Below are 23,033 nucleotides of genomic sequence, written 5' to 3'. Positions count from 1 at the left end.
GGCGCAATTGCCATTTCGCCCCGGCGGCTTTATTTTAACACTGAGAACAAATTACTACGCTGATCGGTCCAATACACATGAGGTTGCAGCGGGCGTGGCCAATTTTTGCTGTGCTGTTGTAGGATACTTTGGCTTAAAAAACGTTGATTACGACTTAAGATCACCCACTCTGTCGCCGCTGGGTTTTGTGCATCAGCCGCAGTGGGTAAAAATAGCGCTTGTAAACCCAGCTGGGCGGCATGATTACGCAGCACACTGCTCAGGTCTAAATAGTTATTCGAGATATGCACTAGCAGTGCGCCATCTGGCATTAGGTGCTGCCAATACAATGCCATCGCTTCTGCAGTTAGCAAATGCACCGGAATGGCATCACTGCTAAAAGCATCCAACACCAACAGATCAAATTGCTGACTGCCGCTACGCTGCCATTGCTTTGCCAGCACCTGGCGAGCATCGCCTAATATCACCTGCGGCTTGGCCGCACTATTGGCTAAATAACTAAAATGCTGCTGCGCGGCACGGATGACCGCAGGATTGATTTCATAAAACTGGTAATCATCGCCCGCTTCGCCATAAGCCGCTAAAGCCCCCGCCCCCAAACCGACCAAACCGACTTTGCGCCCTTGCAACTGCGCCGCGGTGCGGCTGGGATCGGCGGGTAAAAAATTCTGCAACGCTAAGGCCACGCCGGTGCCAGCACGATAATAACTCAGCGGCTGCTGTGCTTGTTCAACCGCTAAATACTGGGCACCATGACTGGTTGTGCCATCAATGAGCTGGCGTTGCCACTGTCCGGCAACATGGGCATCGCGCACGGTTAAGCTGCCATAAAAGTTTCGACTTTTACTGACATCATGCTGCCCTAGCCAGGATTCCGCCGACCAAAACACCCCGATAAACAGCACACCAGAACACAAGGCAAGCGCCGTTTGCCAGCGGGCTTGTTGTCGCCAGTTCACTAACGTGACCAACCATAAAATGGCCAACAACACTAACGGAAACTCCCAATATTTAGTGAATAGAAAAGGAGCCAGTAAATTGACCAAGATGCCACCGAGCATGCCACCTGCCGCCAGTACCAAATAAAAAGCCGTTAAAGCACCATGAGCCGGTTTGCTGCGCGCCAGCTCGCCATGGCAAAGCATGCAGCCGCTAAATAACAACAATAAATAAAGTAATAATTGCGAGTACAGATCAAACTGACGGCCGAGAAAATACAACAACAGCGCCATTAACAAGCAGATAGCAAACAGATAAAGCCATACCGAGCGTTGATACCAGCTATCACGGTTAAAGACTAAGCTGAAGCTTAATAAATACAATGCCAGCGGGATCACCCATAAAAACGGTACTGGTGGGATATTTTGAGTAATTTGCTGCGTTACCGCTAACAGTAAAATCACGCCCGCAGCGGCTAATGCCAGCCAATAGCCATAAGGCTGACCGCGTAATTGTAAAGGTGCGACCGCCTCAGCTTTGCTGCCTTGCAAGCTTCGCCATAGCAGAAAAGTCATACTTAGGCTGAACAACACAAAGCCCAGAGCCCAACTTTGACGTTGCAAATCTAGCGCTAAATAAGGCTCAACTAAAAACGGATAAAGCAATAAACCAGCAAAGGAGCCTAAATTTGATAAGGCATATAACCGATACGGTGAGCGCAGCGGAAAGACACTAGCAAACCAATATTGTAATAAGGGCCCGGTTGCTGCTAACACGAAATAAGGAAAGCCCACTGTACGAGTTAACAGCCATAAAATATCCAACAGCGGATAGGCGCTGGCAGCACTGGCATTGGGGTGAGTTAAACCCGCTAAACTGGCCAGCGCCATTAAAACGAATACCGCATGCAGCCATCGCTGTTGTTTTAAATTAGCAAAGCGCGTCAGTAAATGGGCGTATGCATAGCCGGCCAATAACAGTGTTTGGAAAAATAATAAGCAGGCCGCCCATACTTGAGCGCCCCCACCAAATTGCGGTAGCAGCCAACGTGCTAACATCGGCTGCACTAAAAATAACAGGGTTGCACTTAACAAAATGGTCAGCGGAAACAGTGCCAAAACGAGCCCCTTGCAAGAAAAAACGCCAAGCCTATACAAAGCAAGCCATCGCAGCAAGTACTACTCCTTTGCAAAGGTACAAAGTCACTAAATTTGTCGACTAATACCACATCGGGTAGACTTGCTTTTTTGTAGTGAGGCCCCGCGGCTCAACTGGGTGCTGCCTTACAGCACTAAACACTAAACACTAAACAAAAATTATCACTAAGATGCGCCAAGCGCACAACAAAGGTCTTATTATGGGAAAATTTAAAGTACCGCACACCCTAACGCTACTCTTTAGCATGATGGTGCTTGCGCTAATCGCCACCTGGATTGTGCCGCAAGGCTTCTTTCAAACCGAGACGCTGGCCAATGGCCGGTCTGTCGTGCAAGCAGGCACTTTTACCTTGGTGGAAGAGCGTAGCTATTTATCACCTTGGCAATTATTAACCGCCATACCTCGTGCTTTTGCTTCAGCGCAAGATGTGATCTTTTTTGTGATGATTTTAGGCGGTGTGTTATCCATTGCCCGCGCTACCGGCACGGTCGACGCGCTGATCGGCCGTTTGTTAGAGCGCTTTGGTACTCAACCTCAACTGCTGATTTTTATGGTGGTATTTTGCTTTGCCATGGCCTCGAGCTTTATTGGCACAGCGGGTGAATATATTCCATTTGTGTTGATTTTAGTGGCGCTGTGTAAAGCGATGCGACTCGATGCGATGACCGCAGTGGGTATGACCGTTGCCGGTTATGGTATTGGCTACGGTATCTCTGCGGTCAATCCATTTACTTTGGTTATTGCTCAGCAAATTGCTGATATTCCTATTTTATCCGGCTGGCCGCTGCGCGCAGCCATTTTCTTACCCTTTGTATTAATCGGCTTTCACCATGTCTGGTCTTACTCTAAAAAAGTGCTCGCCGATCCCAACCAGTCGATGGTCAAAGATTTGCCCTGCCCGCTGGGTGACAAGGCCGCAGTCAATTATCCAGCACTAACCTTGGCACACCGCTTGGTACTGGGCAGTTTTGTGCTGACGATTGGCGTGGTGGCCTACAATATTCGGGTTAATGGCTGGTATTTATATGAACTGGGCGCTGCGTTTATTGCTTGGGGGCTATTTACCACATTAGTTAGCAATATTTCCGCCGACACGGCGGCCAAGAAATTTATTGAAGGCACCATGGAGCTGACTACCACCGCAATATTAATTGGCGTTGCTCGCGGTATTTCGTTGATTTTAGAAGATGGTCAGGTACTGCATTCGCTAGTGCATGGCATGTCGATGCCACTGTCGTATGTTGGGGCTGAAATTGCCGCCATCGGCATGCTGGTCATTCAAACGCTGTTAAACTTCTTTATCCCTTCTGGTAGTGGTCAAGCTTATGTCACCATGCCGCTGATGGTGCCGCTGGCCGATCTGTTAGAAATACCACGGCAAGTGGCGGTGTTGGCTTACCAATTTGGTGATGGTTTTTCTAATATGATTATTCCCACCAATGCGATTTTAATGGGCATTATTGGTATTGCCGGTATTCCTTATGGCCATTGGTTCCGCTTCTGCTTGCCGCTGATCTTCAAGTTAATGTTGGCATCATCCGTTGTTTTGGTTTTAGCCGTGATGTTTGATTACGGTGATGATGTGCAGCCTGAACTCAGCACGCAACAGACCACCGTGTTAGAGAACGCGGCGTAAGCAGCAACGCAGGCAAGTCAGCGTATCACTTTGCATCCGTGACGTTAACTTGCCGCCACGCAGGCTTTGTCATACAGTAGCGATATTCGATGTTTTTAGGTTTCCGCTATGAAGCAAGCCCGGCAAATTGCCGAGATTATCTTAAAAGGCTTTCGCAAACACTTTCGTTTATTTCAGCAAGTCACCGGCAGAGCTTGGCAACGCTTTGAACAAGCCGATTGGCAAGCCTATCAGCAAGATAGTTCTGAACGGATCCAGTTTTACGATATACGGGTGAATGAAACCATCGCTAACCTGCAAGCCCAGTTACCCGCCGAATGCTTAAATGAACCGCTATGGCAGCAAGTGAAGCAGCATTATTTAGAATACCTGTTATTTCACCCGCAAGCCGAATTGGCTGAAACCTTCTATAATTCGGTGTTTTGTCGCTTATTTGCCCGCAAATACTTTCATAATCAAAATATCTTTGTCGAATCAACCTTAGACAAACAGCATCTACCCGCCCCTATTTCATCCGTATATGAAAGCTATTTTCCGGCCCAAGCCGGCTTGAAGCAGTCTATTCGTAATATTATTGGAGCCTTTGGTTTTAACACGCCCTTTATCGATTTAGAGCATGATATTCGCTGCATTTTGCGCAGCTTTATTGCCCAATCCAGCCATGGCGCTTATCCGGTTCATTTACTGCGTTTAGATATTTTACGTACACCGTTTTTTCGTAATAAAGCGGCCTATATTGTTGGCCGAGTGGTCAGCCCAGAAGGACAACAACCTTTTATTATTCCGCTATTACATGACACCGAGCGCGGCCTGTACCTCGATACCCTACTGACCGATCCGCAACAAATGAGTATTATCTTTGGCTTCTCACGCGCGTATTTTATGGTGGAGTGCCCCGTGCCCTCAGCGCTGGTGCATTTTCTACGTGAACTGCTGCCGCATAAAACCCTAGCTGAACTCTATGCCGCGATTGGCTTACATAAACAAGGCAAAACCGAATTTTACCGAGAGCTCTTGTCACACCTAAGCCGCAGTAAAGATCAGTTTGTCGCCGCGCCAGGTACCCGGGGTATGGTGATGATGGTATTTACGCTGCCTTCTTTTCCTTATGTTTTTAAAGTGATCCGCGATAAATTTGCTGAAAGTAAGCCGTTTGACCGTGCGACCGTCAAAGCCCGCTATCAGTTAGTAAAAGGACACGACCGCGTCGGCCGGATGGCGGATACCTTAGAGTATTCCGATGTTGCCTTACCCAGAAACCGCTTTGATGCCGATTTATTAGCCGAGTTACAACACAGTATTGCCGGTTCCTTGCAGATCGAAGATGACTTAGTGGTGATTAAGCACCTGTATATCGAACGACGCATGGTGCCATTGAACTTGTATTTAGAGCAGGCCACTGATCAGCAAAAAGCCTTAATTATGGATGACTACGGCCTCGCGCTTAAAGAAATGATCGCCGCCAATATCTTTCCTGGCGATATGCTCTTGAAAAACTTTGGCGTTACGCGACATAACCGCGTGGTATTTTATGATTATGACGAAGTGCAGTATTTGTTAGATGTGAATTTTCGCTCTTTGCCCAAAACCGATAGTTTTGAAGATGCAATAAACGCAGAAGCGAATTGCTGGGCCGAGCCCGGCGATGTTTTTCCAGAACAAATCGCCACCTTTGTGACACCGCAAGCTCAGATCCGTGAGTTACTGTTTAGTCAGCATCCCGAATTATTGGATGCCGCCTATTGGCGAAAAAAGCAGTATCATATTCGCCAAGGCATCGTGGAGGATATTTTCCCCTACCCGCAGGCGATGCGCTTTAGCCAACGTTATTCCCGTTAAATTAAGCTGAGAACACTTATGTCTTTTACCATTTGGGTTGATGCTGACGCTTGCCCTACTGTGATTAAAGAAATTTTATATCGCGCTGCCGAGCGTAAACAATGCCCGCTCATTCTGGTGGCCAATCAACCGCTCCGGACGCCACCCTCGGCTTATATTAGTAGCCTGACCGTCAGTAAAGGTTTTGATGAAGCCGATAATGAAATAGTGCGGCGTTGCCAAGTGGACGATCTGGTGATCACGGCGGATATTCCGCTTGCTGCCGAGGTTATCGCCAAAGGCGGCTTGGCACTAAACCCTCGGGGTGAGCGTTATCACGCGGATACCATCAAGCAAAAACTCACTATGCGCGACTTTATGGAAACGCTGCGCGCCAGCGGTATTCAATCGGGTGGCCCCGCCACGCTCAATCAAGCTGATCGACAAGCCTTTGCCAATCAATTAGATCGTATTTTACAAAGCCGCACGCTCTAAAACGCTGGCTTAATCTGCGGCTAAAGTTGGGCCAAAGGCGAGTTTTTGCTCAGAGTAAAAGCGCCGTAACTCGGCGCTGATCGGATCGATAAAACTGACTTCAGCGGCCAATAATTGCAACGGCTGGCTAAAATCGCCGCTGTTTTTAGCTTTTAACACGGGATAATAGGCATCGTGTAAAATCGGCCAGCCTAAACTTTGCATATGTAAGCGTAATTGATGCGTTTTACCGGTATGTGCTTGTAACTGAAACACCCCTAAACCGGCCTCAACCTTAAGCAAGCGGATCGTTGATGAGGCGTTTGGCTCGCCAGCACAAATTTTATTTAAAAACCGGGGCTGGCTTTTCTCAATCCGATTATGCAGCTGCCATTGTTGTGGCAGTGCATCATGAAACTGCGCCACCTCTGCTACTGCATAATAGGTTTTACTGATCTGCCCAGCACTAAATAACTGACTATAAAGCGCACGGCTGTCGGCTTGCAGGCTAAATAGCACCAAACCCGCGGTATCGCGATCTAAACGGTGCAGAGGCACTAAATCTTGATTGCCGGTGTCTGTTTTTAAACGTTGCAACAGGCATTCATTAACAAAGCTGCCCCCCGGGGTAACCGGCAAAAAATGCGGTTTATCAGCCACTAACAGGTGCGCATCTTGATAGATAATACGATGTGCAAACGGGATCACCGGCTCGGTTTCGACTTCGCGGTAATAGCAAAGCCGCCGACTGGGTAAAAAAGCGCTGTGCTCGTTAATACACTCGCCTTGATACCAATGCACTTTACCCTGTTGAATGCGCTGTTGCCAAACTGCAGCCGAGACGCCTGGAAACTTCGCGATTAAAAAAGCCAATACCGTCGGCCATCCCGCATTATTTGCTGGTAGGGTAATTTCTGAAGCTTGGGTTGCAATACTCACAAAGTCACTCGCGCCTAAGGCCTGCCGTTCACAAAAAGAGCGCGAATTTTAGCATAAAAGCCCGTACAATACGCGCCCGTTAGCAAGCACAGCACCGCAAACACACACGCAAGAGGATGCACCATCATGGCCAACGCCATCTTAGAATTACGACAACGTGAGCTACTTAAAGCCACGCGGGTATTTAATGCTCGGGGGAGTAAGGTGCGCCGCTGTGAAAACTGTTTATTGCCCGCCACGGCATGTATTTGTGCGCTTCGCCCCGCGCCACAAGCTCGCGCGGCTTTCTGCTTTATTATGTACACCGGCGAATGTTACAAACCCACCAATACCGGCCGACTGATTTGTGATATTGCCGCCGATAGCCATGCCTTTGTTTGGGATCGCACTCAGCCAGATGCCGCTTTATTAGCACTACTCCACGATCCCAAATATGTGCCTATTGTGGTGTTTCCACAACAATATGCTGCGCCAGAGCGCTGTATAGCTGACGCCAACGCGCTGGCGCAAGCCACCGCTGAGCGCATTCCGCTGTTTGTGATGCTAGATGGCACTTGGCGCGAAGCCAAAAAAATGTTTCGCAGCCCGTATTTAGCAACATTACCGGTGCTGGGTATTCAACCCACTCAAGCCAGTGATTATGTGCTGCGTGAAGCCGCTCATTTACATCAACTTTGTACCGCTGAGGTCGCCATTGCCGTGTTAGAACTGGCAGCTGAACCGCTGGCAGCCACAGCCCTGCGTGACTACTTTGTGCAGTTTCGCCGTGCCTATATAAAAGGTAAGCCGCATCTGGCTGAGCCTGATAGCCGTTTCTAAAGCGAGCATTAGCATTTTTATCCGCTTACACTGTGATTAGCGGCATAAAAAAAGGGCAGCCACTGGCTGCCCAACGTCAGATTAACCTGACCACGTTGCGAAAGTAAGACACAATTTGACGCTTAGAACTGGTTCATCGTGTTATGCGAACCACCGGCTTTTAACGCGGCATCACCAGAGAAGTACTCTTTGTGATCATCACCAATATCAGAACCTGACATGTTTTGGTGTTTCACACAGGCGATACCTTGGCGGATTTCTTTACGTTGTACGCCTGCAACATAACCCAGCATACCGGCGGCACCAAAGTACTCTTTCGCCAAGTTATCTGTCGACAACGCTGCCGTGTGATAAGTAGGTAAAGTAATTAAGTGGTGGAAAATCCCCGCTTCACGCGCCGCATCAGCTTGGAAAGTACGGATACGGTTGTCGGCCTCTAGGGCTAGTTCCGTTGTATCATACTGCTCAGCCATCAAGCCGGCACGATCATAAGCTGAGACGTCTTTACCTGCAGTTTTCCATGCATCGAACACTTGTTGACGGAAGTTAAGCGTCCAGTTAAAAGATGGGCTGTTGTTATAAACCAGCTTAGCGCCAGGAACCACCTCACGGATCCGGTCAACCATATCCTTGATTTGACCAATATGTGGTTTCTCAGTTTCAATCCACAGTAGGTCAGCACCGTTTTGCAGTGATGTGATACAGTCTAGTACCACACGATCCACACCTGAACCGGCTTTGAACTGGAATAAGCCACTGGCTAAGCGTTTTGGTTTTAACAGCTTACCATTGGCTTTGACCACCACATCACCGTTGGCAATATCATCGGCGCTGCTAATATAATCACCATCTAAGAAGCTGTTGTATTGGTCGCCCAAGTCGCCTGGCTCGTTGGTTACGGCAATTTGCTTGGTTAAACCAGCACCTAATGAATCGGTACGGGCAACGATAACACCGTCATCCACACCTAACTCTAGGAAAGCGTAACGTACGGCATTAATTTTTGATAAGAAGTCGGCATGCGGCACGGTGACTTTTCCGTCTTGGTGACCACACTGTTTCTCATCCGATACTTGGTTTTCAATCTGAATGGCACAAGCACCGGCTTCGATCATTTTTTTCGCGAGTAAGTAAGTGGCTTCTTCGTTACCAAAACCGGCATCGATATCGGCAATGATCGGTACTACGTGCGTTTCAAAGTTATCGATTTTGTTTTGTACTGCGGCAGCTTTAGCGGCATCACCGGCAGCACGTGCGGCATCTAGATCACGGAACAAGCCGCCTAACTCACGCGCATCAGCTTGTTTTAAGAAGTTGTACAATTCAGCAATTAAGGCCGGTACTGAAGTTTTCTCATGCATAGATTGATCAGGTAAAGGGCCAAACTCTGAACGCAGTGCTGCAATCATCCAACCGGATAAGTATAAGTATTTACGCTTGGTGCTACCAAAGTGCTTTTTAATGGCGATCAGTTTTTGCTGACCAATAAAACCATGCCAGCAACCTAATGACTGGGTGTATTGGCTGCTATCCGCATCGTAAGCGGCCATATCTTCACGCATAATTTTTGCGGTGTATTTCGCAATATCTAAACCCGTGTGAAAACGATTTTGTAAACGCATGCGAGCTGCATACTCTGGGCTGATAGCATTCCAGCCTTTTTCTTTGCCACATAACGCTTCGACTTGTTGCACGTGTTCTGAGTAAGCTGACATAGTGTTTCCCTCTTAAACAATTTTTCGTAACTGGGTTGGTGTGCTTTCACTATAGCCAACAAAACTGTAATTCATAAAGCTGATTTTTATGATGCTCGTCATTTATTTTGTGAATGTTAGTACCACAGCTTGGGTCTTGCTCTGGCCAATGTTATGATTCAGAACACGAATAATATTGCTGCTGAGTATTTTACTGATGAATATTAATAAGATGGACTTAAACCTGTTGGTTTACTTGGATGTATTGCTACGAGAACAGAATGTGACTCGAGCGGCGAACCAATTAAATATCACTCAGCCAGCGATGAGTAATGGTTTAAAACGCTTGCGTGATTTGTTAAACGATCCGGTATTAGTGCGCACCTCAGAAGGCATGGTGCCCACTGAACGCGCCCGAGAATTAGCGCCTATAGTGCGTGGTGTATTGCTCACCCTAGAAGAAACCTTACAGCCCAATAAAGACTTTGAACCGTCACAAAGCCAACGGGTTTTTCGTATTATGGCCAGTGATTATGCGGCCTCGACCTTGATCCCTGCCTTGCTGAAAAAGCTACGCGTACAAGCGCCGTTCAGCAGCTTAGATATAATGACACCGTCAGATGTTAACTTTCATGATGTGGAAAATGGTAAGGTCGATATGGCCATTAACCGCTTTGATCATTTACCGCAGTCGTTCCATCAAAAAACCGTTTGGCGAGATAGTTTTTCTTGTTTGATCAACCGTCAAAATCCTGTTTTACAGAGCTTCAATTTGGATAGCTATTTAAAATCCCAACATATTTGGGTCAGTAAAACCGGTTTTGGTGTTGGCGTAGGGATGGATCCAAAAGACGTACAGAAGCTCGGTTGGGTTGATGAAGCGCTGGCCAAATTAGGTAAGCAGCGTAATATTACCGTTTTTACCCGTAACTATCATGTTGCCATGCATTTAGCGGTTAGTATCGATCTGATTGCCACCTTGCCCAGTAGAGCCGCTAGACTATATGAGAACGACGCTAACATGGCCATCATGGATCCGCCCTTTGCCATCCCACCGATTGAACTGAAGATGATCTGGAGCCCCTTGTTACACCAGGATGCCAGCCATATTTGGTTTCGACGCCTAATTGCCGAAACCGCCGAAGAGCTCAAATAAAAAAGGGCGCTAACTCGCGCCCAAAAATGGTTACGTCAGGTTAATCAAGCAACTGATAAGCTGGCAGGGTTAGGAAATCTGTCAGTTCATCAGCTGTGGTAATGTCTAGCAATAAGGCTTGCGCCCGAGCAAAATTCTGGCTTTGCCACACTTCTGCCCCAACTTCTGCTAACACCACCTTTGCCTCTTCCTCTAAAAAAGAAGCAAATAGGGCTTTGGTAACAAGTTTACCGTTACTTAACTCTTTACCATGTTTAATCCATTGCCAAATGGAAGTGCGAGAGATTTCCGCCGTGGCGGCATCTTCCATTAAGCCATAAATGGGCACACAACCTTTGCCGCTGATCCACGCCGCTAAGTATTGCAAGGCAACACGGATGTTAGTACGCATGCCCTCTTCCGTACGATCACCATCACAGGGCGCGAGTAACTCGGCAGCGGTGATCGGTGCATCGTCAGCACGTGATACGGCTAACTGGTTAGTGTTATCACCTAAGTACTTGGCAAACACACCGTTGGCCGTTGCGGCTAAACCAGGGTGTGCCACCCAAGTACCATCATGGCCATTACTCGCTTCCAATTCTTTATCCGCGGTCACACGCTCTAAAATCGCAGCATTCACCGCCGGATCTTTTGCCGGAATAAAGGCCGCCATGCCGCCCATGGCTAAAGCGCCACGTTTATGACAGGTTTTAATCAGTAAGCGAGAGTAAGCACTTAAAAACGGTTTATGCATAGAAACGACCTGCCGATCGGGTAAAACGCGATCCGGATGGTTGTTTAATGTTTTGATATAACTGAAGATATAATCCCAGCGACCACAGTTTAATGCCACGATATGATCTTTCATCATATAAAGGATTTCGTCCATTTCAAAGGCCGCTGGCAGCGTTTCGATCAACACGGTCGCGCGGATCGTCCCAATAGGCACAGCAAAACGTTGCTCGGTGTAACGGAAGATATCATCCCACCATTTGGCTTCTAAATGGCTTTGTAATTTGGGTACGTAGTAATACACACCGGTGCCATTTTTCAGGCGGGTGCGATAGTTATGATAAAAATATAAAGCAAAATCGACCAAGCCACCGGGGATCGGTTCACCTGCCAACTCAATGTGTTTTTCCCATAAATGCAAGCCACGCACACGGGCAATTAATAAAGCGGGATGCTCTTTTAGCGCATAATGTTTGCCGCTTTGTGGATCGGTATAACTGATCGTGCCAAGGTTAGCATCGCGCAAATTGATTTGCCCTTCCACCATGCCATCCCAACTGGGTGTTTGCGAGTCTTCAAAATCGGCCATAAACACTTTAACATCCGCATTTAACGCGTTTATGATCATTTTGCGTTCTACCGGCCCAGTAATTTCAACACGACGATCTTGCAAATCAGCGGGTAAAGCGGCCACTTGCCAATCGCCTTGGCGGATCGCTGCCGTTTCTGCTAAAAAGTCAGGTAAAGCACCGGCATCATATTTGGCTTGGCGTTGTTGCCGTGCGCTTAACAGCGCTTTTAACGGCGGGCGGAATAATTGAGCAAGCTCTGCGACAAATTCGCAAGCCGCTGGCGTTAAAATTTCTTGATAGGCTTCAGGCATTGCGCCTTTAATAGTCAGCGCGCCACAAGTTGTTACTGCTGCCATGATCGTGTCCTTGTACTATTTCAGATGCAGTTACTATAAGCCTAAATTGCATATAAATACCATTAATGAAGATGATGGCTGGCATCAATTCAAAAAATAACCCTGTTAGCACCGCATTAAAAATGTTGGCACAGCTTATGCTTGTATGAACTCATCGTTCTTGCTGTCAATTCTTTGTCGGAGGTAAGCATGGAGTTTATCATGCTGTTATTAGTGCTACTGGTCGTCGTTATTGCTTTGGTTGCCAGTCGCTTTATTGACAATAGTAACCCGTTCCAAGTGCAGCGGAAGGCTGCGTTGTTTAGTCCGGTTGAACGTTCTTTTTTGGGTTTATTAGATAAAGCAGTACAAAATGACTATCGTATTATGAACAGAGTGCGCTTAGCCGATGTCTTAGATATCAAGGCCAGTGTCTCTGACAAAAACCGGCGCAGCACCCAGTTAAAGCTTAATGCCAAATATCTCGATTATGTCTTGTGCGAACCTGAAACGATGAAAGTGGTGGCGGTACTTGACTTAGTTAATCCACAAAATAAAGAAGGGCACAAAGCCGTACCAGATTGGTTTGTGAGTGGTGCGCTTGATGCAGCTGGCGTGCCTTATTTACGTATTGCTATTAAGGCGGGTTACACCGTAACCGAATTACAAGCGGCACTCGCGGTTAAACTGGGTAAACCGGCTCCAAAAGTGGAACCCTTATTAAAAGGTTTAGTGAAAAAAGGCCCTACCCGGCCAATCCGTACTGTTAAGCCGGCTTTGGTGAATACCGCCCTATCAGGCCGTTTAATGTCACCGGCTTTATCAAAGTCACAAATTAAAGCGCAATCTACCGCGCTAGTCCAAGTTTCTTAACGCTTTGGAGAAATGAGTCACTCCGCGCTAAGATCGAATGCCGTCTGCTGCAACAGGCGGCATTCACCTTTTTTAATAAGGCAAAAAAATGCCTAAAGTTTGCCAACCGCTTGCCGATAACGAGATGACCTGTTGCTAATAGGAGGTTCTATGAGTCAATCCGTTGGCGCACTTGCGTCTGCTCAGGCTTTTGAAGTGCTGGGCGCTGTGATGGCAAAGAAACAACAAGAACAGCAAGGGCAAATGGCCACGAGCTTAGTACAAAATGCTATGCAAAGTATTGAGCCTACTGCCGCTGCACAATCTGTTGGAAATCTTGGCCAGAACATTAATGTGACGGTATAACGCAGCTCAGGAAGAGCGGTTAAGTAATAAGGCCAGCAGTTGCTGGCCTTATTTTTTGAGTTAAACAGCGGTGCTTTTCAGCTGTAAGGCGTTACCTGAAAAACGAATGCCATTCCAACCGGTGATCAAAAAATTGCGAATATTTTGATGATCGGTACCACTAGGAGTGGCCATTACCTGGCGATAATGCTCACCAAATAACTGTAAAGTTTGCGGTTCCGATAACTGGTGTAACAGACCAAATGCAAAGATTTTGCAGGAACCGTTGTTCTGATCGGCGGCATTAGTCACTTCGCCGTTTTCAAAGGCCACGGCAGTAAAATCATAGTGTTTATCAATAACGGCCATAGTTTGCGCAAAACTAATGCTGTCAGGCTCGGTACTTAACTGGATAAAAAAATCGTCTAACATAGTATCACTTCCGCTGTCGCGCTAGCCAAGTGCTTAATATTAAGAGTTGGCTGACGCAACTGCAATGCTTTGCGCCAGCCACGGGTAAATATATTCTGTGCAAGCTGCGGGCAACAACGACTAACTGTTGGCTGATTTAAAACTGATAGGTCATACCAAAACGAAAAACGTTTTTCGTGTCACCGCTATTTAACGACAACGTACTTCTTATGGCCCAGTCTGGGCTAAAGTAATAAGCAATTCCGGCCGTAGCACTGCCATAGTTATCGCCTAAGGTGTGATAACTGGCTTCTGTTAATAACTCAACTTGTGGCGTTAACGGATGGCGAGCGCCTATACCGAAAAAAGCACCAGTATCATCACGATCACCGCTGACGCCATCAATACCCGCTTGCAGGTAAGTTTGGCTGTTCGGTGTAAAGTCGAGTTTAAACCCACTGAGATAAGTCACACCGAAACGAAAGACATTAAAGTCTTGTGATGCCACCGTTTGTGGGCTGAACTCGCCCTGTAAAACCCAGGAAGGCGCTACGCGTAATGACCCTTCGATATAAGGTCCGTCTCCTGCCGCATCGGTATAACCTAAACCAAGATAATCCCAACGAATATCTGAATTCGCTTGTACGGTGGCCGCAGCACTACTGAATAACATTATACAAATTAGTTGTTTTTTCATGACAATCTCCAATCATCTTATCGGCATTACCGATACAGCAAGGTTACTGACTGGCACTTTAGCGCTCACGCCTTAATGCTAACTGAACTGCCATCGTTCTACTTTATTGAAGATTAGTCAGCAATTTTTGCAATTTTCATTCGATTGTTTATCCGGTTTAATCGTCTTAACTATTTAAGGAGACATTATGCGTAAATTAAAAACGCTTATACCAGCAGTGACAGTATCAGACGGTGCTGGGGTAAAAATAAAACGCAGCTTAGGACAATCTGCTGATTTTAGGTTGGATCCTTTTTTAATGCTCGACTGTTTTGGCTCGGAGAAAGCGGATGATTATATTGCCGGTTTCCCTGCACACCCTCACCGCGGTTTTGAAACGGTGACTTATATGCTTGATGGCCATATGTTGCATAAAGATCACTTGGGTAATCAAGGTCACCTAAAAAGCGGCGGTGTACAATGGATGAGTGCCGGAAGAGGCATTATTCACTCGGAAATGCCGCAGCAAGAATCTGGATTAATGCGCGGCTTTCAACTGTGGATTAATTTGCCCGCCAAAGAAAAAATGAAAGAAGCGGCTTACGTTGATATCAACCCCGCGCAAATACCGGTAGTGCAAGCCGCTGACGGTATTCGCGTTAAAGTGATTGCCGGCAACTTTTGTTATCAAGACCAACAGGTGCAAGGTCCGATCCAAGGTTTAAGTACTGAACCGGTCTATTTTGATATTCATTTATCGCCAGGTGCTCAGCTACAGTTACCACTGCCTGATGGTCATAACGCTTTACTGTATCCTTATGAAGGAACTATAGAGCTGCACAGCGCTGAGCAGCAGGTTACCTTACCTGAGCATCAAGCGGCAGTATTATCAACACAAGGTGCGGTATCGCTCAGCGCGAAAACCGCTGTGCGCTTTCTCGTGCTCGCCGCCCGGCCCATTGCTGAACCTATTGTGCAATATGGTCCTTTTGTAATGAACACTATGGCAGAGATCCAACAGGCGGTTAGCGATTATCAACATGGCCGCCTGACCTCTGGTCAGGCCATGCAGCCGATCCCGTTGCAGCAATAACCGGTTGTTTTAGCGTAATCCCCACGTTCGGCAGGAAAGGCAATGCTTTTCACTGCCACCCCGTTTATACTAGTGTTTTTTTACTTGCCTAGGCGGGATCATGCAATTAATCGGCATTATTGGCGCAATGGAACCTGAAATTGCGCTGTTACAGCAACAAATTCAATTAAATCGTACAGAAAAGTTAGGCGGCTATACTTTTTACATCGGTACTTTAGCCGGTAAAAATGTCGTTTTAGTGCAATCAGGTATTGGTAAAGTTGCCGCAGCCGTGGCCACAACCTTAATGATTTGCCAATTTAAACCTGACTGCATTATCAATACGGGGTCGGCTGGCGGTTTTGATCCTGAATTAAGCGTCGGCGATGTCGTGATCAGTACCGAAGTACGGCATCATGATGTTGATGTGACCGCTTTTGGATATGAAATGGGCCAAGTACCACAAATGCCAGCCGCCTACAAAGCGCACCCCGCGTTAATTGCGGCCGCTGAACAAAGCATTGCTGCGTTAGGCTTTTGTAAAACCAAAAAAGGCTTAATTGCCACCGGTGATAGCTTTATGTGTGATCCTGAACGGATTGCCCAAACACGACAACATTTTCCCAGCATGTTAGCGGTTGAAATGGAAGGCGCGGCCATTGCACAAAGCTGTCATATGCTGAATACCCCTTTTGTGGTGATCCGCAGCCTTAGTGATATTGCCGGTAAAGAATCCCCCGATTCTTTTGAAGCCTACTTAGAAGTTGCAGCCAAAAACAGTTCAGCCATGGTGGTTGAAATGTTGGGCGCTATCGCTGACTTAAACCTGTAACCTGCTTTGCTGATGGCAAACGAATTTGCCCTATCGCTGATCATACTGGTCGCGGCCCTGCTGCTTGCTCGGCTGCTACCTATTCCACTGATTTATCATCCACTTAGCTTTTATGCCGCATTTTGCCGAGCCTTAGCGCGCAAGGTTCACCCTGATCCAACACGTGCTAGCAGTCAGCAACGTCTCTCCGGTGGCTTGGCTTTATTTGTCGCCGTTAGCATACCTTTAGCCTTGCTGGTTGGTTTATACCTACTGGCCAGTTGGCCACCATTGATTGATGTGATCGTGCTACTTTGTTGTTTAAACTGGCAACCTTATGTGCGGCAAACCGAAAAAATCATCATCAGCTTAGAAAAGTCCTTATTAAGCTTAGCGAAAACTCAAGCGCGCTTATTGCTGCTCAGAGATACCGCGCAGTTAAGCCAAATGGGCTTAGTCAAAGCATTACTCGAAAGCCTTTGCCTACGGTTTAGCCAGCAAATCATCGCTATCATGTTTTGGTATCTGCTCGCCGGTGCCGCGGGGGTGTTGTGTTATCGATTGAGTCAAATAGCCAGCCAGCAATGGTCCGTTAAGTTAGAGCAGTACCAACATTTTGGCCTAGCCGCAGCGCAAGTGCAGCAATGGTTGAACCTGTTACCTTATTGGCTGAGTACTGCGCTGTATTGGCTACAGCGTCATTCTCGCCGAGCGCCAACGCTGTTAGCGTCCAAAGGTGCACCGATGCCCAAAGCGAAATTAAGGTTATTAACTCGGCTAAGCCAAACCTTGCAGGTAAGTTTAGCTGGGCCACTCTATTACCGAAAACAACGGGTCGATCGCGCGCGTCTGCAACAAGCTTATGAACCGGATATCGCCGATTTGCGGCGTATTCTGCGCTTACAACAGCATCAGTTTAATTTGTTATTACTCTGTTTTACGGCAATCGCCGGTTTAATCTTGTTCTTTAATTTTGGGTAAGCCTTCTATACGCTGCCAACATGACTTACCGCATCGAATAACAAAACTGGACAAACAACGCTAGCAAGGTATATGTTGCATAAACTTAAGTAATCAGTGTTTTTTTGCAAAGAAATTAACAAGGGTAAGGGAAATCGAGTTGTGAAATGGCTCCTAACTGTGTTTTTACTGTTGTTTACCAGTCTAGCGCTCAATGCACGAACTCAGTTTATGCCATTAACGCCAGAGCAAGGCTTGTCTCAGGGCGCGGTGCGAAAACTGCATCTGGATAACGATGGTTTTCTTTGGCTCGCCACCGCCGGGGGGATTAACCGCTTTGACGGCAATAACGTTCATGAATTACACGCCAAACAATATCGCCTTTCTGAAATTGCCTTTAGTGAGTTATTAGAAGACAGTCAAGGGCGGCTTTGGGCCAGTGCAAACCATACGGGTTTATATCTGTTAGACCCTGTAGCCGGCCAATTTGAGTTATTTTTCACCCCACCGCGAAAGATTGGCCACCCAATAGAATCGACGATTATGAGCGTGATCGAACGCGATGCCGACAGGCTATTATTGGTCGTCAATGATGCAGTGTATCAGTTACAACTCAGTGACAAATCTTGGCAAAAAATATTTGATTTAACGCAGATAGGCCAAGACCAAGGTTGGATCCGCCATATCGCGTTACAGCAACAGCAGTTATTTATTGGTGCCTTTAACGGCTTGATCTTGTTTGATTTACAAAGCAATGAACATCACTATATTCCCTATTTGCCCGCGAACCAAGCGAGTATCAATGCAGACCAATCTCATGTCAAAAGCCTGTTGCTTAGTGATGATCAGCTGTATGTCGGTACGGTTTCTGGTTTATTTCAACTGCCACTTACCGCCATTTCCGCCTATGTTGAGCAAGGTACGCCCATTGCGGCAATGCCGATGCTTGCTGAACATAATATTTGGAAGTTAAAAACCCACGACAATCACGTCTGGATCGGAACCGATCAGGGGCTCTATCAATTGGCGCTCTCTGCCAAGCAACCCGAGTTGGCTTTACGTTTTTCTGACAGTGATCTGCTGATAGCCGATAATTCAGTGATAGATTTTGCACACGATAAACAAAACGGCATCTGGCTGGCGAGTCGTGAAGATGGCGCTTATTATTGGCATCCGAAAACCCAAGCATTTCGTTATCTGGCAGCAAGCCAAGGTAGCGGCTTTAGCAGTGATCGCACTACTCAACTATGGCAACAAGATCAGTATCTATGGCTTAGCAGCTTTAATGGCCTTAATCGCTACAATTTAGCCACCGACGAAAACCAAAGCTTTTTAGCAACGGAAAGCCCTTACATCCGAATGCGCGAAAGCCACATTCACCATTTCTTGCCTGGCAGCCAAGGTGAGTTATGGTTACAAGTCAGCATGGGGATCCGACGTTTTGATACTCAAACACTCAGGGTGAGTGTGCCTAGCCTGGCAGATAGCAGCCAGCAAAAGCTTCTCGCTTCAGGTGCAAAATTAGAACTTTATCATGCTGTTGATAATAGCCTGATTATAAGTCAACACAAAAACCTTTTTCGTTATCACATTGATACTGGGCACATTACGCCTCTAGAGCAGCTTAACCAACAACTGCCGATGGCATATTGGGGGCGTATTCTCGGCCAATTACCGGATCAAAGCTGGCTACTTAGCCTGGCAGGTCAACTTTGGCATTATCAGCCTGATACCGAAAAACTGCGTTTAATTTATCAACACAGTGATTATCAACCTCAGCTAAATCGTTATGCCACTTCAATGCAAATTGATCATAACGGCACCTTGTGGGTAGGTATGCGAGGCATTGGCTTACTCAGTTTCAATTTAGAGAATTTAACGCTGCAGCAATTGTTTTCGGTTGATAACAAGCTGATGAGTAATGAGGTTTTTTCGTTACAACTGGATGATGCTGGCGATCTTTGGTTTGCCTCGCGTAAAGGCTTATTTCGACTGGAGCTTGACAACCTACAACTGGAATTTTTTAACCACGCCGATGGCCTAGCCTTTAACGAGTTTTATGATGGTGCCACCACCAAATTAGCGGATGGTCGTTTGGTCTATGGGGGGATGCGCGGTGCCATTATCGTCGAGCCTAAGCTGTTAACCGCCAATAATGCTCCGTTAAAAATGACCATTACAGAATTTAGCGTGTTATCGGGTAAGCCTCAAACCATTCAAGGTCAGTTAAATAATCGTCAATTTCAGTTATCACATAATGATTCTGGCTTAAAAATTCATTTTAGCGCCATGTCTTTTCATAATAACCATAAAATTGCTTATCGTTATTGGCTAACGGGCCAGCAAAATAATATCTATCCAGAACAATTTACCAATCAGGTACTGTTTCCCCAGTTACCCCCAGGTCATTATCAATTTTATGTCAGTGCCATTGCCCCATTAACCGGAGAGCAGAGTGCTCCGGCAAGCCTTAGCTTTATTATTGAACCCCCGCTCTGGCGCTCGACTCCTGCCTATTTTATGTATGCCCTGTTGTTTGGCAGTATTTTTTTATTGTATTGGCGAAAACGCCGGCAACAGCAAAGTTTATTACGTCAAGCCAATCGGCAAATCCAACTGAGTGAGCAACGCTTAACACAAGCTTTAGCCTCGGTAAATGGTGGCGTATTTGAGTGGCTGGCTAAGCATAACCACCTAGTCTCAAATCGTTACGAGTCGGTATTAGGCTTCGAAAATGCTCCACAAAGCATGCACTTAGAACAACATTGCCAGTTGATCCACCAAGATGATCGACAAGAATTTTTAAAGCAATGGCAAAAACTGCTAGACGATCCTAGTTTTATGCTAGATGTCACTTACCGTATCCAGCATCAAGATAGCCGCTGGTTATGGTTCCGCGATCAAGCGCGGGTTACCGCAGTTGACGATGACAACAAACCGAAAAAAATCTTAGGCACCTTTAGTAACATTACAGAAACTAAAGCCAATAAAGAAAAAGCACGGCTCTTTGGCGAAGCCTTCCAACAAACGCGGGATTGGGTGGTGATCCTCGATACACAGCAACGTATTATTGCCGCTAACCATTCGTTTGCGCAGGCTTTTGGCAGTGTCGATACTTATGTCGACACACCACGAGTGCATCATTTGGGTATCAGCTTGGTACGCCGACGCTTTTACACTCGTTTATTACGTAGCATGCAAAAAGGCGAGCATTGGCAAGGCGAAGAGCGCGTGATCACGCCAGATGGCAAAGAACGGCCAACCTTAATCAATATCAGTGCAGTGGGTGAGCAAGGCTTGTCTTTCTTTGTGTTGGTGTTTACGGATATCACCGCACAAAAAGCCGCTGAAGCTGAACTGCGCTATCTGGCTAATTACGATGCGTTAACCGGCCTACCTAATCGTGCATTGTTAATGGATCGTATTATGCACGGTATTGATAAAACTCGCCGTGAACAGCGATCTTTAGCCTTATTTTTTATAGATTTAGATCGCTTTAAACATATTAACGATTCTCTTGGTCACGATATTGGCGACTTAATGCTAAAAGAAGTGGCTCGACGCTTAAAATTAACGCTGCGCGATACCGATACGGTTGCACGCTTGGGCGGTGATGAATTTGTTGTGTTACTTGAAGGCTATAAATCTGCAGATAACCTCAGTCATGTTGCACGTAAAATGCTGGCGGTGATTAGCGAACCCATGCAACTGGGTTCAGAAAATATTGGTGTGTCGCCCAGTATTGGCATAGCGGTCTTCCCTGACGACGCTTTAAATGGCACGGAGTTAATGAAACACGCCGATGTGGCGATGTATCATGCCAAAGAAGCCGGTCGCAATAATTTTCAGTTTTTTATGAAAGCGATGAACGAAAAAGCCCACATGCAACTGGCTCGTGAATCACGCTTACGTAAGGCGGTTCAAAAACAAGAGTTTATTAACTACTATCAACCCATCATCGATGCCAATACCAATCGCCTGGTCGGCGCTGAGGTGCTGTTGCGTTGGCAAAGCCCAGACGGCATGATTTCACCGGCAGACTTTATTCCACTTGCAGAAGATTTACGCTTAATCGTTAATATGACACAGCAACTAATCGAGCGGGCTTTGCAAGATATGGTCAGCTGGCGAGCTGATAAGCATGAGGTTTACTTATCGATTAACTTATCAACGCAGCATTTAGAGCAACCGAAACTCGCGGAAACCGTGATCGAATTATTAAACAAGTACCAGTTACCCGTACAGTGCTTGCGCTTTGAAATTACTGAAAGCGCGCTGATGCGCGATCAACAAAGTGCCATCCTGACTATGCAATCGTTAAGCGATGCCGGCATTAAATTGGCCTTGGATGACTTTGGTACCGGTTATTCCTCGTTAAAATATTTAAAAGAATTGCCTCTGGATGCGATTAAAATCGACCGCAGCTTTGTGCAAGACATTGGCGTGGATCATAACGATGAAGCCATTATCGATGCCATGCTGAGCATGTCTTACAGCCTTGGGTTGTACTGTGTTGCCGAAGGGGTTGAAACCGAGCAACAATTATCATTTTTTAGGCAACGTAATTGCTCGTTAATACAGGGCTTTTTATTCAGCAAACCGCTACCCAATGCTGAGTTTATCGTCTTACTTAACTCGGGGCGGTTTGCCGGTTAGTCGCTGTCGAATATAAACTGATTTTTCGTGATTCGCAAAGCGCGAGCAGATTTTCAAGTCGTCACCGCGTTATACTAAGCACCTTGATGTTTTATGGAACACGCCATGGCTCCTCACCTGCTAAAAGGTGCTCTACTTTTGCTGTTAGCTGAAGCCTGCTTTGCTGGCATAGGTGCGGTAGTAAAATTTACCAGTGAAACCGCTAGCGAAGCGCAAGTGGTGTTTTTCCGCAACTTTTTTGCCTTACTGCTGATGCTGCCTTTTTTATACAAACATGGCTTTGAAATGCTGAAAACGCAGCGTTGGTATCTGCATGCCAGCAGGGCGTTAACCGGCATTACGGGTATGTATTGCTTTTTTTATGTGCTCGCGCGCCTGCCACTGGCGCAAGGTATGTTGGTATTATTACTCTCGCCGTTTGTCGTGCCAATCATTGCCCGTTTTTGGTTAAAGGAACGCCCGTCGCGTTTGACCTTATTTGCTATTTTATTGGGCTTTGTCGGCGTAGTGTTAGCTTTACCGACACCCGATGCGGCGTTAAATGCAGTGTTGCTCGTTGCACTGTGCTCGGCAGTATTAGTGGCCATTACCAAAACCACCATTCGTTATATGTCGGATACCGAACCGGCTGTGCGTATCGTCTTTTATTTTTCACTGCTTACCGCCATCTTATCGGCCATCCCACTACCCTTCTATTGGCAACCACTAAACCAAGACGTTTGGCTTGCTTTTATTGCTATGGGCATCTTAGCCGCCATTGGTCAACTGGCGATGACCCGCGCCTATGCCATTGCCCCAGCAAGTGATATTGGCATGTGGACCTACAGCAGCGTGGTGTTTGCCGGCGCTTTTGGTTATCTGATTTGGCAAGAGCCCGTCACCATGAGTTGGGCAGCGGGCGTGCTGGTGATTTTTTATGCGGGCTACATCACTACCCGACAGCGATTAATTTGATTAAAAGACTTTTGCAGCTGTCTCTGGCACTGAGCGGTCAGA

18 protein-coding genes are annotated in these 23,033 nt (G+C 46.7%); 12 read left to right on the top strand and 6 right to left on the bottom strand.

The genetic code is table 11. The annotated features are described in order from the left end of the window. Positions 1-29: 29 nt before the first annotated feature. On the bottom strand, positions 30-2,057 hold the full coding sequence (locus LMJ53_RS12385; RefSeq protein ID WP_229586436.1) for a fused MFS/spermidine synthase: 2,028 nt from the start codon (positions 2,055-2,057) through the stop codon (positions 30-32). 239 nt (positions 2,058-2,296) lie between these two features. On the opposite strand from LMJ53_RS12385, the gene LMJ53_RS12380 reads away from it, so the two are divergent. The 3 genes from LMJ53_RS12380 (at position 2,297) to LMJ53_RS12370 (ending at position 6,046) form a co-directional block, all read left to right on the top strand. Further along, positions 2,297-3,733: a YfcC family protein gene (locus LMJ53_RS12380; RefSeq protein ID WP_229586435.1), complete on the top strand. Its 1,437-nt coding sequence runs from the start codon at positions 2,297-2,299 to the stop codon at positions 3,731-3,733. 108 nt (positions 3,734-3,841) lie between these two features. Beyond that, a complete protein-coding gene (gene aceK / locus LMJ53_RS12375) occupies positions 3,842-5,572 on the top strand; it encodes a bifunctional isocitrate dehydrogenase kinase/phosphatase (protein WP_229586434.1) in 1,731 nt (576 codons plus the stop codon). Between the two features lie 18 nt (positions 5,573-5,590). Continuing rightward, on the top strand, positions 5,591-6,046 hold the full coding sequence (locus tag LMJ53_RS12370) for a YaiI/YqxD family protein (protein ID WP_229586433.1): 456 nt from the start codon (positions 5,591-5,593) through the stop codon (positions 6,044-6,046). 9 nt (positions 6,047-6,055) lie between these two features. Here LMJ53_RS12370 and LMJ53_RS12365 read toward each other — a convergent pair whose 3' ends face one another. Continuing rightward, entirely contained in the window at positions 6,056-6,964 is a 909-nt protein-coding gene (locus tag LMJ53_RS12365) for a pseudouridine synthase (RefSeq protein ID WP_229586431.1), read from the bottom strand. 126 nt (positions 6,965-7,090) lie between these two features. Between LMJ53_RS12365 and LMJ53_RS12360 the strand changes: the two genes are divergently transcribed. Continuing rightward, on the top strand, positions 7,091-7,783 hold the full coding sequence (locus LMJ53_RS12360; RefSeq protein ID WP_229586429.1) for a tRNA-uridine aminocarboxypropyltransferase: 693 nt from the start codon (positions 7,091-7,093) through the stop codon (positions 7,781-7,783). 122 nt (positions 7,784-7,905) lie between these two features. On the opposite strand, the gene LMJ53_RS12355 is transcribed toward LMJ53_RS12360, so the two are convergent. Next, a complete protein-coding gene (locus LMJ53_RS12355; RefSeq protein WP_229586427.1) occupies positions 7,906-9,498 on the bottom strand; it encodes an isocitrate lyase in 1,593 nt (530 codons plus the stop codon). 196 nt (positions 9,499-9,694) lie between these two features. On the opposite strand from LMJ53_RS12355, the gene LMJ53_RS12350 reads away from it, so the two are divergent. Continuing rightward, entirely contained in the window at positions 9,695-10,633 is a 939-nt protein-coding gene (locus LMJ53_RS12350) for a LysR family transcriptional regulator (RefSeq protein ID WP_226751267.1), read from the top strand. Between the two features lie 40 nt (positions 10,634-10,673). On the opposite strand, the gene aceB is transcribed toward LMJ53_RS12350, so the two are convergent. Then, complete coding sequence (aceB, locus tag LMJ53_RS12345; RefSeq protein WP_229586425.1) at positions 10,674-12,275, bottom strand: malate synthase A; 1,602 nt, start codon at positions 12,273-12,275, stop codon at positions 10,674-10,676. 189 nt (positions 12,276-12,464) lie between these two features. On the opposite strand from aceB, the gene LMJ53_RS12340 reads away from it, so the two are divergent. Together LMJ53_RS12340 and LMJ53_RS12335 are read left to right on the top strand one after the other, a co-directional pair. Beyond that, a complete protein-coding gene (locus LMJ53_RS12340) occupies positions 12,465-13,127 on the top strand; it encodes a DUF2726 domain-containing protein (protein ID WP_226751265.1) in 663 nt (220 codons plus the stop codon). A gap of 150 nt (positions 13,128-13,277) precedes the next feature. Beyond that, positions 13,278-13,472, top strand: coding sequence for a hypothetical protein (locus LMJ53_RS12335; protein WP_226751264.1), 195 nt, complete (start codon positions 13,278-13,280; stop codon positions 13,470-13,472). A gap of 60 nt (positions 13,473-13,532) precedes the next feature. On the opposite strand, the gene LMJ53_RS12330 is transcribed toward LMJ53_RS12335, so the two are convergent. Further along, positions 13,533-13,883, bottom strand: a complete 351-nt coding sequence (locus LMJ53_RS12330) for a HopJ type III effector protein (RefSeq protein WP_229586423.1) — start codon at positions 13,881-13,883, stop codon at positions 13,533-13,535. A gap of 136 nt (positions 13,884-14,019) precedes the next feature. Further along, positions 14,020-14,559 (bottom strand): porin family protein, encoded by a 540-nt coding sequence (locus tag LMJ53_RS12325; protein ID WP_229586421.1) that lies wholly within the window; start codon positions 14,557-14,559, stop codon positions 14,020-14,022. 187 nt (positions 14,560-14,746) lie between these two features. On the opposite strand from LMJ53_RS12325, the gene LMJ53_RS12320 reads away from it, so the two are divergent. The 5 genes from LMJ53_RS12320 to LMJ53_RS12300 all read left to right on the top strand — a co-directional run bounded on the left by LMJ53_RS12320 (position 14,747) and on the right by LMJ53_RS12300 (position 22,991). After that, the gene (locus tag LMJ53_RS12320) at positions 14,747-15,631 is read left to right on the top strand and encodes a pirin family protein (protein ID WP_229586419.1); all 885 of its coding nucleotides are present in this window, start codon (positions 14,747-14,749) and stop codon (positions 15,629-15,631) included. A 100-nt stretch (positions 15,632-15,731) separates the two neighbouring features. Then, entirely contained in the window at positions 15,732-16,442 is a 711-nt protein-coding gene (mtnN, locus tag LMJ53_RS12315) for a 5'-methylthioadenosine/S-adenosylhomocysteine nucleosidase (protein WP_229586417.1), read from the top strand. 12 nt (positions 16,443-16,454) lie between these two features. After that, positions 16,455-17,402: a cobalamin biosynthesis protein CobD/CbiB gene (locus LMJ53_RS12310; protein ID WP_229586414.1), complete on the top strand. Its 948-nt coding sequence runs from the start codon at positions 16,455-16,457 to the stop codon at positions 17,400-17,402. A gap of 141 nt (positions 17,403-17,543) precedes the next feature. Continuing rightward, a complete protein-coding gene (locus LMJ53_RS12305) occupies positions 17,544-22,037 on the top strand; it encodes an EAL domain-containing protein (protein WP_229586412.1) in 4,494 nt (1,497 codons plus the stop codon). Positions 22,038-22,142: 105 nt separating this feature from the next. Beyond that, entirely contained in the window at positions 22,143-22,991 is an 849-nt protein-coding gene (locus LMJ53_RS12300) for a DMT family transporter (protein ID WP_229586410.1), read from the top strand. Positions 22,992-23,033 lie beyond the last annotated feature (42 nt).

This window comes from Rheinheimera sp. UJ51, assembly GCF_020819615.1.
GTDB lineage: Bacteria > Pseudomonadota > Gammaproteobacteria > Enterobacterales > Alteromonadaceae > Alishewanella > Alishewanella maricola.
This window is presented reverse-complemented; position numbering and strand designations above follow the sequence as displayed.